Source organism: Pseudomonas triticifolii (genome assembly GCF_014358015.1).
Taxonomy (GTDB): domain Bacteria; phylum Pseudomonadota; class Gammaproteobacteria; order Pseudomonadales; family Pseudomonadaceae; genus Aquipseudomonas; species Aquipseudomonas triticifolii.
Genome location: NZ_JACONV010000018.1, coordinates 44,481 through 56,887, shown reverse-complemented (window position 1 = coordinate 56,887; position 12,407 = coordinate 44,481). Strand labels below are relative to the sequence as shown.

At 55.6% G+C, this 12,407-nt stretch carries 11 protein-coding genes; 4 read left to right on the top strand and 7 right to left on the bottom strand.

The genetic code is table 11. The features are described 5' to 3' along the window. Nucleotides 1–86: 86 nt before the first annotated feature. The 3 genes from H8S56_RS19390 to H8S56_RS19380 all read right to left on the bottom strand — a co-directional run bounded on the left by H8S56_RS19390 (nucleotide 87) and on the right by H8S56_RS19380 (nucleotide 2,729). Entirely contained in the window at nucleotides 87–986 is a 900-nt protein-coding gene (locus H8S56_RS19390) for a HEPN domain-containing protein (RefSeq protein ID WP_187519527.1), read from the bottom strand. 280 nt (nucleotides 987–1,266) lie between these two features. Beyond that, complete coding sequence (locus tag H8S56_RS19385; protein WP_187519526.1) at nucleotides 1,267–2,091, bottom strand: hypothetical protein; 825 nt, start codon at nucleotides 2,089–2,091, stop codon at nucleotides 1,267–1,269. 155 nt (nucleotides 2,092–2,246) lie between these two features. After that, complete coding sequence (locus tag H8S56_RS19380) at nucleotides 2,247–2,729, bottom strand: hypothetical protein (RefSeq protein ID WP_187519525.1); 483 nt, start codon at nucleotides 2,727–2,729, stop codon at nucleotides 2,247–2,249. Nucleotides 2,730–2,781: 52 nt separating this feature from the next. Between H8S56_RS19380 and H8S56_RS19375 the strand changes: the two genes are divergently transcribed. Next, a complete protein-coding gene (locus tag H8S56_RS19375; RefSeq protein WP_187519524.1) occupies nucleotides 2,782–3,186 on the top strand; it encodes a hypothetical protein in 405 nt (134 codons plus the stop codon). 545 nt (nucleotides 3,187–3,731) lie between these two features. On the opposite strand, the gene H8S56_RS19370 is transcribed toward H8S56_RS19375, so the two are convergent. Next, nucleotides 3,732–4,592 carry a hypothetical protein gene (locus tag H8S56_RS19370; protein ID WP_187519523.1) on the bottom strand — a complete coding sequence of 287 codons (861 nt, stop codon included), beginning with the start codon at nucleotides 4,590–4,592 and terminating at the stop codon, nucleotides 3,732–3,734. A gap of 677 nt (nucleotides 4,593–5,269) precedes the next feature. Next, nucleotides 5,270–7,804 (bottom strand): ATP-dependent helicase HrpB, encoded by a 2,535-nt coding sequence (gene hrpB / locus H8S56_RS19365; protein WP_187519522.1) that lies wholly within the window; start codon nucleotides 7,802–7,804, stop codon nucleotides 5,270–5,272. 481 nt (nucleotides 7,805–8,285) lie between these two features. Between hrpB and H8S56_RS19360 the strand changes: the two genes are divergently transcribed. Both H8S56_RS19360 and H8S56_RS19355 read left to right on the top strand, forming a co-directional pair. Continuing rightward, a complete protein-coding gene (locus H8S56_RS19360; protein ID WP_024685298.1) occupies nucleotides 8,286–8,705 on the top strand; it encodes a polyribonucleotide nucleotidyltransferase in 420 nt (139 codons plus the stop codon). 27 nt (nucleotides 8,706–8,732) lie between these two features. Then, complete coding sequence (locus H8S56_RS19355; RefSeq protein WP_187519521.1) at nucleotides 8,733–9,626, top strand: cation diffusion facilitator family transporter; 894 nt, start codon at nucleotides 8,733–8,735, stop codon at nucleotides 9,624–9,626. Between the two features lie 6 nt (nucleotides 9,627–9,632). On the opposite strand, the gene H8S56_RS24725 is transcribed toward H8S56_RS19355, so the two are convergent. Further along, nucleotides 9,633–10,826, bottom strand: coding sequence for a DUF6515 family protein (locus tag H8S56_RS24725; RefSeq protein ID WP_328803431.1), 1,194 nt, complete (start codon nucleotides 10,824–10,826; stop codon nucleotides 9,633–9,635). Nucleotides 10,827–11,218: 392 nt separating this feature from the next. Here H8S56_RS24725 and H8S56_RS19345 point away from each other — a divergent pair, with 392 nt between their 5' ends. After that, the gene (locus H8S56_RS19345) at nucleotides 11,219–11,698 is read left to right on the top strand and encodes an Lrp/AsnC family transcriptional regulator (protein ID WP_024685294.1); all 480 of its coding nucleotides are present in this window, start codon (nucleotides 11,219–11,221) and stop codon (nucleotides 11,696–11,698) included. Between the two features lie 22 nt (nucleotides 11,699–11,720). On the opposite strand, the gene H8S56_RS19340 is transcribed toward H8S56_RS19345, so the two are convergent. Then, nucleotides 11,721–12,353: a pseudouridine synthase gene (locus H8S56_RS19340; RefSeq protein WP_235986819.1), complete on the bottom strand. Its 633-nt coding sequence runs from the start codon at nucleotides 12,351–12,353 to the stop codon at nucleotides 11,721–11,723. Between the last annotated feature and the right edge of the window lie 54 nt (nucleotides 12,354–12,407).

Here is a 12,407-nt window from a genome sequence, read left to right as displayed (position 1 = left end):
CTTAACGTAATACTGGCCAATGGCCCCCCTTTACTCTCTATCTTTGCCCCCTTTCTCAAAAGAACCTTGAAGAGAATCTGTCAAATTTAGCTTGCGGCGTCACGAAACGACAAAGTTAGATCCAATGCCAATCGGAAGCCTTTCTCAGCTTCTTCTTCAATCTCTGTATGCTCTTGGATGTTAATGGCAAGGCGTGAATCATTGCCGTGTACTAATTCGGATCTTAACTTATAAAGCTTGTCGAACTCTTCAGCCCTCTCTTCTCCGAGCACTGCTTGAATCAAGCGTTTCCCTGCTTTTGAAATCGACTCCTTCTTAGCTTCACCTAACACCCTTTTGAGAAACTGCTTTACCTCATCGGCGGCCTGAATCTCCGAGACTTTTTTCTTGAGGCCATTAAGTGCCTCCTCGACCGCCTTCTCTACTCGCCCTCGGTCGCTGAGGATTTCCACCGCAGTCATTGCGAGAATCAGCTTGGATTTAGCGTGCGGATCCGCCAAGGCAAGCCCAAGTACATTCAAAGCTTCCAGCGCCCGAAGAGTTCCGAAGTTAAACTCACAGTCAGGGAGGGCAATCTCTGTCAGTGTATTAAGATCAAATTTTTCGCCTGCGGGCATTGCACCAGACCAATGTTGAATTCGCCCGGTTTCATAGGCTTGGGGCTTGTAGCTCACCGCCACAATCTTTGCTTTCTCAAAGAAGCTACCAACGGTATTCGTCGCTAAGCGCTGAGTGCTGTCAAAGGACAACCAGTCAAGGTGGGGTATGTTGAGCTTGAGGAGCGCAATTTTTGTTTTCATCAGCATTGTAGCCAGTTGCTGGAGCGCATCCTCCTTGCTTGAGTAGCCATCAGAGGAAATGAGGAGGACGTTGTCCTCTTTGCGCTCAACTTTTAGCATTCGGTTTTCGCTCTCGAACACAGCTTCTGAGCTATCTAAACTAATGTTGCGATCGGTGAGCTTCACCGCAAAGGAGTAAGAAAACACCGTTGATCCCTCAAAGGTCAGATTTTGACGTGATGAGGTGTTCTATATCACGGGAAAAACAGCCAACGCCACAAAATAGATACTTTCATCCGAAATACATTACTCAGAATCTGTCGCGGTGGATCGATGATCTGTCTGCCGCCACTGGCCGCAATGGGTCGAAAGCAGCCGTTTGTGAGTGGCAGCTAACGACCTAAAACAGCCGCCTCGACACACCGGTCATGCATCAGTTCCAGTGTCTACTGACAGGATCATTAGCAAATCCAGTCACAAGTCAAAATTACATAGTGAGCGCGCGCCAAAACGCCCCCAATCCCACCTTCAACTCACTCATCGATGCAGCAGCAATCACTACCTGAAGGGCCGCGAGGAACACAACGAGATACGTCATTCTCCGTTGATATACAAGATTCTCAGCAGAAACCTTCTCGCTACAAATTTGTTTTATTAGCGCAACATCTTCATTCATACTTTTAAAGTCTTTTAAGTGCCGAACAACCAAATCCCGCATACGGGCAGCAGGCTTATCTCTAACCTTGTACTTATAGAGGCTTTCATCGCTTTCAAGTATCTCTGCTATGCGAACACTCTCCATTAATTCAATGCTTGCATCATACAGCCGACTGTAGCTCTTACCTGGGCTTTTGAGACCAGACACAATGACCTTGCTATAGACCTTGACAGTTTCGTCAAATTTTCGCCTCAGCAGGAATAATAATTGAAAAATATGAACGGAATTCTCGACTGATGCGAAGACCTTATCGCGAGGGATATGCTTTCTGTTTCCTTGCTCATCGACAGCAGGCACGGAGTAAATAGCTAGATAAGGAATTTTTGCATGCTTCAGCGTATTCGATGTGATCAAAAACTCCTTATCACCCTTTTCCCCCAGAATAAGGCTAGCACTGGAGACGCTGGTGTCTATCACATGCCTGTCATCAGCAGCGTTTCCTCTGAACGCATGCGGAAGATCAAGATCAAAGTAAGTGCGATCACTATTATTGTATGCATCCAGAGTATAGACTCCTTCATGCTTTTTTTTAATGCCCAGGCGAGCGCGCACTAATTTTTCCAGTCGTGTTATTTCCTGATGAAGCTTGTCCATGTTGCTAACAATTCTATCCTCGCTTTTATTTAAACGCCCAGGGAGGGTGGCAGCGGAAAAATTGCACCTAAAAGGGTTACAGGTCTCATAATTTATGGATCTGAGGGGGATATCCTCAACTGACACACGCTGCAGTAGCGTTGCTGCGGCATCGGTTAAATACCAGTGTGTAGATAAAAAGTAATAGCCACCTTTAAGCTCAACCACAGACAAGAAACAGTGTGTAACCCATTGACTATTAGCATTAATGCGCCGATTTTCCGGTATCTTCTGACCATCAATGATGCCCTGAAAAAAAGTCTATCCAAACTCACCTCACGAGAAGCAGTCGGATTGATCTCTACACGATTTTTCTTCCAAATACTATTGCTTTCCCCCCAGCGTACCGCTTTAACGGCATCTGACATAGACAAGGGCTGCAAATGCCGAATCCCCGTAAATGTCCAGTCGTAGTGAGGAAATAGCAAACTGTATTGAGCAATATACTCTGAACTCTGAACATCAGTACTATTTCTGATTTCATCCAGACTCCTGAAATAACCCTCACTAGCAAGCCTCATACGCACAGAAAATAAACTCGGTGTCTTTTTAACGATATGACATATTACACCCATCATAAAATTTGTATAACTACCCAAAAAGCACCTCCCCGTCTTTATACAAAGTGTTATATAAGCACAACCGTTTTTCATGCTTTTGCAAGCAGCATCAACACGGCAGATTCCAGCTGTTATGCACACAGCGGCAGCAGTGAAGCAGCGCGCCTTCATGACGGTGGCATACTTCGGCTATCTGGTCGCAGCGTTTGCCAATGTGCCGCGCCAAGGGGGCGTCGCGCTAGGGCCAGTGTTCACCGGGCGGCGTACCCACCATCCTGATAACGACTGCCCCAGCAGTAGTGCCACGACAGCGGCCGATAGCCCGGCTGTACCACACGTTTTTGTATCTGCCGCCCAGCCTTACCGCAATGGTAGTGAGACAATGGCCGCTTTTGGCCGATTTCTGCCGTTCGTGACGGGCAGCATCGACACGAAGCTGACGTTCTGGTGTGGATGCCTGAACCACAGGCAGTTCTTCATTAAAAGCATCTCCTAAACCTAGGATGATTCACTAAATATCCGGGAGGCAAGCGCGATTCGCGCTGCCTCGTAAAAGCATACCTTTGTCCGATCGTTCGTAAGCTGAAACTCCCAAGGCTTGGTGTCACAAGCTTCAGGAAAATTGGCTTTAGTTTGAATCTCACATGCTCTACTGAAGGGACATCGGGTTTCTGGGATATCAGCTGTGGGGACGATTGCGTTAATTGTAAAGTGCTGCTGCACATAATGAACTGCTGCCTGAAGGACGCTGAATGCTTGCAGAGTTTCATCTGATTCGTCAGCGATACTACCTTTCAAGCCTATCCAAGAAATGACGCTCGCTGAACCTGGCTTTTCTTGGCAGACTTGCCGCTCGAGTATGTTCAATGATTTCCTAAGAAAATCTTCCGCTGTCATTTTTGACTGGATAAAAACTGCCTCCATGACCGGGGATTTCTGGCGATTTTCGAGTGATTTTTTAATAAGTTTGCAGTAAATTTCGACGCCAGCAGACAGCGTTTGGGATTGAGATAGAATTTTCGATATAGCCGGAAGTTGACTCTAAATTATGCCATTCGCATACTTTTTGAAGTGGTAAAGTGCCTGGTTTAAATAGTTCGAAAAACCACCCTCTAGACCTTCTTGGAGCTCCATTCTTATCACGCTACAAGCTTTGATCAAGCCTTCAGATGGTGAATGGTCAAGCAGTGCGAAAGTGCCTAAAAGTATGCGTTCTTCAGCCGTGCTTGGTTGACCGATGAGGAAATCTACCAGAGGGCGGAAGGTTAGATAGGGATAGCTGGGAGTTTGGTAATCCAAAAAATCATCAGATATGCCTGCAAGTCGCCTGATCTCGCGCTCAATCTCGTACGCTACGCCCTCGGATATGAAATCAAGCCCGGGCTGTATCTCAATATCCAGTGAGTGGTCGTCTGAAAAAACTGCTCTAGATTTGATAGTAAATACGTTTACCTTGGCCACGATTTCGGACGAATGAGTAACTTCGTGAACAGCTAAAGTTGGCTGTTTGAAATCCCAAGACCTCGCAGATGGCCAGGAATAGCCCTTAGGTATACCTCGAGTTACTCCTCTCATGACATTCATAACCTTGAATGCGGAGATGACATCGTCGTCCACTGCCGACTCACTAGACACCAATATCCGAGCGTTTCTATCAGCATTTTTTATGAACGGATGTATGAGCCAAAAGCTGCTCACCAGAGACATCGCTCCCGCGTTCGTAGAGAGGTTGTGCAGGTAATGTGTGTATTCGTGAGCATGCAGCGCTACCGCGCCGGGAAGGGGATCGCCATACTCTGGCTCCAGATCACCTTCTGAGCTTATCCGCGTGAATAGTGCGTTGGGGCGGTAGGTGCCCATGTTTCCCGCTTGGAGAGTTTCCTGGATGTGGTGCTTAGACATTGGTCGTCCTAATGCTGATCTATGCAGGTATATCGGCATCCGGCGGACATTGATGAGTGTGAGATGCTCCAACCCCTTGAACTGAGGCGCGGATAGTAGGTACCAACGCCCAGTTCGCAAAGTGAATGGCTGCTATTGGCCGAAAGCGGTAGCGGTCCGTCCCAAGATCCCTCTATCCAACGCGAAGGGCGTCGAAAACGGCAATTTTTGATAGGCTGATTGAAGCACTCATGTCCGGAGACTTCTTGCGTTGGCCAGGCAAATGAAGCGGGAGGCAGCTGTCACTGCCATGTGTGAAATCGCTGAAAAACCTGGCTCGGTTTGCAACGGGAGTGAGTGGTATTTGTTCGGGTCTGTTGCTAGATGTTCCCCGTCCCCCTCGGACATCGACCTCATGATCTTGTGCATCAATCAGGCTGACACCCCTCGGAGCGTCATTGATCCAGATGCTCTCGCAGTCCCGATTCATCTTTGTCTTTGACGAAGCCCAATAGATCGACGCGGTTCAAATACAGGGCGCTGAAAAGATCTACCAACGCTCTCGGTAGTTCGGTAGCAGGTAATTGCCAGGCCATAAAAGCTTTTGGTCTCCGGTCAGCCATCTGCGGAGTCACTTTTATTGAGGGATGTCGTGTCAGGTATCAGTTGACCACTACAAGCCCTCTCTTCCTGAACCCTCAGGTCCCCCTCGGCTTGACCCGCGCCGTCGCCTCGGCCACCAGCGGATCGTCCGGCCAGTAGTGCTTTGGATACCGGCCCTTCAGGTCCTTCTTCACGTCTGCATACGTACTGCGCCAGAAGTTGGCCAGGTCCTGCGTGACCTGCACCGGACGGCGGGCGGGTGAGAGCAGGTGCAGTTTGACGACCTGTCTGCCATTGGCGATGCGCGGGGTATCGGCCAGACCGAACAGTTCTTGCAGGCGCACGGCGAGGATGGGCGGGTGTTCGCTGTAGTCCAGGCGCACCGATGAGCCAGACGGCACGCTGAGATGATGGGGCGCAAGTTCGTCGAGGCGTTGCGGTAACGGCCAGGGCAACAGGTTGCGCAGGATCGAGGACAGGTCCAGGTTGCCGAAATGGCTGAGCCGCGTGACTTTGCCCAGATACGGCTGCAGCCAGGTTTCCAGCGTGGCGAGCAGGCTGGCATCGCTCACATTCGGCCATTCGCTGGAAGGCTGCTTTTCCAGATCCAGTTGACGCAACAAGGCGACCCGCGCCTGCCATTGGCGCAGTTCCGGCGTCCATGGCAACAACTCCAGTCCCTTACGCCTGACCAATGCGAGCAAGGCGTGGCTGCGTGTGGCTTCGTCGAGCCCGGTGAGGGGTTCACGACTGAGGATAAGCTCGCCCACCTTGCGTTGCCGTTCAGCGCGGAACACGCCTTCGCGTTCGTCCCAGTCGATCTGATCGAGCAACGTAACCTGCTCGGCCAGCACGGAATCGAACAGCGCCGGATCGAACTCGGCAGCCAGATAGATACGCTCTTCGCGCTGCCCCTGGCGGCTGCCCAGATCTGCCACGACGATCCAGGGCTGTTTCATCAGCGCATCGGCCTCGGCAAACAACGCAGCGCGACCGTTGGCCAGCCGATATTCAGCACCGCCTGCTCGACGCTGCTGTGCAACGCGGTCCGGGTAGGCCAGCGCCAGCAAGGCACCCAGCCAGCGTGGATGATCGGGTTCACTGACCGGGCTGTCAGCCTTGCCACGCAAATAGCCACGGTACTGACGCGCCAGTTGTTTGGCCCGCTGCACGCCACCCTGTGCGCCGCGCGCTGCACGCTCGGTGCCGGCCAGCAAGGTCAGACGGCTGTGCAGATCGGCCCCTGCGCCCCGCAGAATATCCCGTTCGCCCAACAGCGCGGCGACGTCACAGGCCAGATCACCCAGCCCCAGCGCATGGCCGCGCAACAGCAAATGCGCAATGCGCGGGTGCGCGGGCAATTCAGCCATGGTCTGGCCGTGGGGCGTCAGGCTGCGCGTCTGGCCTGGCTGATTGCTCAGTGCTTCCAGCCGCACCAGCAGGTCCTGCGCCTGTGCATAAGCGGCCGCAGGCGGCACATCCAGCCAGACCAGTTGAGTCGGCGTCACGCCCCAGCGCGCCAGTTGCAGCGTGAGCCCGGCAAGGTCAGCTTGCAGGATTTCCGCCGTACCGTAGGCCGCCAACAGATCGTGCTGCGCCTCAGACCACAGGCGATAGCACACGCCCGGCTCAAGACGCCCTGCCCGTCCAGCGCGCTGAGTAGCACTGGCGCGGGAGATGCGCTGGGTTTCAAGACGCGTCATGCCGCTGCCCGGATCGAATCGCGGCACCCGCGCCAGCCCGGCATCGATCACCACCCGCACGCCGTCGATGGTCAGGCTGGTCTCGGCGATGTTGGTCGCCAGCACCACCTTGCGCGTGCCCTTGGGCGCAGGCTCGATGGCCGCCCGCTGAGCGCTCAGGTCCAGCTCGCCGTGCAAGGGACACAGCAGAATGTCAGCCCGCTCGCCCAGCGCATCGGCCAGTTGCTGATTGACCCGACGAATCTCGGCCTGCCCCGGTAGAAACACCAGCAGGCTGCCGGACTCGCTGCCCAGCGCATCGAGCACCGTCTGCACTACGCGCGGCTCGACGAACTCTCCGGGCTGAAACGGGCGTCCCCACTGCATCGTGACGGGGAACATGCGCCCGTCGCTGCGCACCACCGGCGCGTCATCCAGCAACGCTGCCAGACGCTCGCCCTCCAACGTCGCCGACATCAGCAGAATTTTCAGCGGCTGATCATCTCGGAATAGCTCACGTCCATTCAGACTCAGGGCCAGTGCCAGGTCGGCATCCAGACTGCGCTCGTGGAATTCGTCGAAAATCAGCAGCCCGACACCTTCCAGCGCCGGATCGTCCTGAAGACGCCGGGTCAAAATACCTTCGGTGACCACTTCGATGCGGGTCCTGGGGCCGACCTTGCTTTCCAGTCGGATGCGATAACCCACGGTTTCGCCGACCTTCTCACCCAACTCGCTGGCCAGCCGCTCGGCGGCAGCACGCGCCGCCAGACGACGCGGTTCCAGCATGAGAATGGTCTGCCCGGCCAGCCAGGTCTCCTCCAGCAGTGCGAGCGGTACGCGCGTGGTCTTGCCCGCACCGGGAGGGGCTTCGAGTACAGCCTCGTGGCGGGTGGACAGCGCTTGGCGCAATGCGGGTAGAACGGCATCGATGGGCAGGGAAATCATGGCAGCTCCAGAACAGGCGGCTGATTATACGGGTGTGGTGTGTGCAAACCTAAAGCTCATCGGGAGCTGATCGTGCCAACGCAGGGCGCTCGTCTTTAATACGCAGGTGTCACTGAATAACAGGCGAATCCTTATCAAACATCACCCAACGTCCGGGACAGCGCTGAACGTTGCTTCTGCCCAGAGGGCGTGGGAGCTTTCGCAGGTTACGACGGCAGCGATGGGCTGCGCAGCGGGCCTTGACTGCATCTGATCCACCCCATTCGCTAGTTTTGCTGCCGGTTCCCGGCAGATCGCCGGCAAGCCGCCTCCCACAGTCTGATCTGCCGCCATGGTGTAAGCGCGATTGAGCGTGAGGAACGATCAGCGTTGAGGCGAGCACATCTGATAAATCACCCACCAGAACCACCCCACCGCTCAATAGTCTTAGCCTTGCAGCCTTTGCCTTGTATAGTTGCCCTCTTCATCTCAGGAGCTTTCCATGCGCATTCCTTCCCGTTTGATCGGTGGCGTTGTGGTCGCCACATTGCTGACCCAACTGACTGCCTGCGGCAGTATTTTCTACCCTGACCGTCGTGGCCAGATTGATGGCAAGATCGATCCGGCCATTGCGGCGCTGGATGCCTTTGGTCTGTTGTTCTATATCATCCCAGGGGTGATCGCTTTTGCGGTGGACTTCGCGACCGGTGCGATTTACTACGGGCCGGGCGAGCATGCGCAGATCGATCCGCAGAAGCTGCAACCGGCGATCAAGGCCGATGGCAGTGTCGACAACATCAAGCTGCAAGCCATTCTCGAAACCGAGCTGGGCCGTTCGCTGCCGTTGAACGACCCGCGCCTGATTCAGCACAAGGGCAGTGTCGAGCAACTGGCGTCGCTGGGTCTGATTCCGGCAGCGTAATATTTTTTCAGGTTTGAAGGACGCCTCATGAGCACCAGTGCCGAACACAGCAGACTGTTGCGTCTCGCAACGCGGGCTTCGCTTGGGGTTGCCGTTACCCTGATTCTGGCCAAGAGCGTGGCGTGGTGGATCAGCGGGTCGGTCAGTATGCTGGCAGGACTGACCGACTCACTGCTCGATGGGGCGGCATCTTTCCTCAATCTGCTGGCGGTGCACTACGCCCTGCGCCCGGCCGATGACGACCATCGTTACGGCCACGGCAAGGCGGAAGCCCTGTCGGGAATGGCGCAGGCGCTGTTCATCGGCGTCAGCGGTGTGTTGATTGCCTTTCAGGCCATTCAGCGTATTCAACACCCCGAGCCGTTAGGTGCGCCGCTGCTCGGCATGGTGGTGATGGTGGTGTCTATTGCGCTGACGCTGGCGCTGCTGACCTTGCAATACCGAGTGATCAAGGCGACCGGTTCTGCCGCGATCAGGGCCGACTCGCTGCACTACCGTTCTGACCTGCTGCTCAATGGCAGCATTCTGGTAGCGCTCACGCTGGCGTACTTTGGCTGGCAGCAGCTGGATGCGTATTTCGGGCTGGGCATTGCGTTTTACATCCTGTGGAGCGCGTTCCAGATCGCACGGGAAACCGTTTCCGTGCTGATGGACGCCGAGTTACCCAGCGACGTCAGCACTGACATGCTGGAGCTGGCGTGCGGCGTACCGGGGGTGTTGGGCGCACATGATCTGCGCACGCGGATTTCCGGCAACCACTGGTTCGTGCAACTGCATCTGGAGCTGCCGGGCACGCTGACGCTGTCAGTCGCTCATGCGCTGTGCGATCAGGTTGTCGATGCCATTCACGCCAAATACCCGAAGGCCGAAGTGCTGGTGCACGCCGACCCGCAGGAAGTGGTGAAGCAGACCTACGCCTGATCGGCTTTAATTGACCCTGTAGCCACGATCGGCGAGACAAGCACCCATCGAACGTCGATAGAGGTCGACAACGGCAGGCTGAGGCTGGGAGGTGATGTTGGCCGGGTCAAACCCGCTCTGGTCGACGCCCCAGCGGTAGCATTGGTAATGATCCAGCTCGACCTGCTGCTGGCTTTGGCCGTTAAGCGGATAGGCAACAGGATCGTAGCCGTTGCTCTGTTGCTGGGCAGGCTCTGAATACACCGTCCCGTTCTGCGGCGGGTTGACCACCACATACTCCTGGCTGTCAGGCTGATACGCGTAGTACGTGCCCGCTGCCAGAAACAACAGGCTGCTGCCAATCCAGACTTCCTGCGAATACGACGGCAGGCTACGCACGCGCACGCCGTAGGGCGGGGTCACGACCACGTAGCGAGGGCCTTGCGGCCGATACCAGTAACCTTCGGAATAGAAATAATCCTGCCCGCGATAGGGAACCCGTGAATAACCGCCCGGTACGCGATCAATGGCATAGCCAGGGCGATAACGCGGGCCCGGCCCCCAGCCATTGCCGTGTCCGTCAGGACGGCCATTCCAGCGATCATCAGGCCTGCCATTGCCAGCGGACCAGTTGCGTGTGTTGCCGCGCGGAATGTCCTGGTAATAACCCTGGCGCGGTTGCTGGGTCTGCCAGGCTTCACGAGGGCCGCTCTGAATCGGCAGGTTGTCCTGATTCTGTCTCAACTGCTGTTGCTGCTGGCGCTGCTGATTCTGCTGTTCCTGAATCTGGCGCTGTTGCTCGCGCTGCTGCTGGTTGATTTGCTGTTGTTGCTGGCGCTCGACATTGCGCTGCTGCTGTTCCTGCTGCTGAATCTGCTGTTGCTGCTGACGTTCCACCTGGCGCTGCTGATTCTGCTGCTCCTGGATCTGACGTTGCTGATTGTTCTGTTGCTGATCGATCTGCTGCTGTTGCTGACGCTCAACGTTGCGCTGCTGATTCTGTTGCTGCTGCATCTGGCGCTGTTGATTTTCCTGCTGCTGGAAGCGCTGTTGTTGCTGCTGACGTTGTTGGTTCTGCTGCTGGTTCTGCTGTTGCTGTCGCGACGACGCGCCGTCGAGGGCGTTGCCACGCGAATCGTCACGCTCGTCGGCGAGGGCATGGGTACTTATGCTCAGGCACAACAGACTCAAGCCCGCGAACTGCCAGATGCCAGATTTCATGCTTTCCTCACTAGAACGCAGATAGACGTTGTTAAGACTGTAATAGCGATACGCCGTTCTGCGCACTTTATCAGGACGCAAAGAAAAGGGGGCCAGATGGCCCCCTTGGGATACTTCGTCCTGCGCGACGCTTATGACGTCGGCTCACTTCATGCCGTCTTGTGGACAGTATGTAGCCCGGGGGCCTGGCGCACCCGGTTGGGTGGGAGGCCGCGACTGGCCTGATTCGGCGGGTCGCGCTGGACGCTGTGTCCGGGCAGTGATTCTGTTTAAAAGAATAGGCCTGAGGCGCTGGCAGGCGATTGCTAATGTTGCTCAATAAAACATGACTTGCGCAATTTTTGACTTCATATCAATAATCCTGCGCAATCCAAATCATAAAGGGGTAGATCGTGAGCAAGCTCGACAGATATGACTTGAGCATTTTGGCCGAATTGCAAAAGGACGCGCGCATCTCTAACCAGGAACTGGCGGAACGCATTGGTCTGTCGCCTTCGCCCTGCTCACGCCGCGTCAAGCAACTGGAAGACGACGGCTACATCGTGCGGCAGGTGGCCTTGCTGGATCGCAAGAAGCTGGGCCTGAACCTGACCGCCTACGTGCTGATCGGCATGGACCGTCACACGCCGGAGCGTTTCGAGAACTTCGAGCAGCAGATCCGCAATCTGCCGCAAGTACTGGAATGCAGTCTGGTCACCGGGATGGAGGCCGACTATCAACTGAAAGTCGTCGTGCCTGACATGGACCATTATCAGAAGCTGCTGTTGGGGCATTTGACGCGTATTGAAGGCGTGACCAGCGTGCGGTCGAGCTTTGTGCTCAATCAAGTGCTGGCCAGCACCGAGATGCCACTGGTTCATCTGCGCAGTTGATCAATGGATGTGACCGGTACGCTTAAAGCCTGGCGGGCACTTCGCGATATTCCCCCTGATCGAGCCCCTCGAGGGTCCAGTCGCCGATCCTGACACGTACCAGCCTCAGGGTCGGCAGGCCCACGGCGGCGGTCATGCGCCGCACCTGCCGATTGCGACCTTCCTTGATCACCAGTTCCAGCCAATGGGTTGGAACGCTTTTGCGAAAGCGCACCGGCGGGTTGCGCGGCCAGAGGACAGGCTCTTCGATCTGCCGGGCTTCGGCGGGCAAGGTCGGGCCGTCGTTGAGCTGCACACCCTCACGCAGTTGCTGCAATTGCTCCTCGCTCGGTTCGCCCTCGACCTGCACCCAGTACGTCTTGGCCAGCTTGTGCTTCGGATCGGCAATACGCGCCTGCAACTGCCCGTCGTTGGTCAGCAACAACAGGCCTTCGCTGTCACGATCCAGCCGGCCTGCCGGGTAGATGCCAGGGATCTTGATGAAATCCTTGAGCGTCGCCCGCCCCTGTTCATCGTTGAACTGCGTCAGCACGTCGAACGGCTTGTTGAACAGGATCAGTTTCGGCTCGGCGGGCGGTGCCTTGGCAACGCGCCTGGGGGCACCTGTCGGGCTGGTTTGAGTACGGCGGGGCGCGGGACGCTGGATGCGGGACATGGGAATGGGCAGTCGGAAAACAGAAAGGGCCACTTTAGTGGCCCTCTGTGCAAA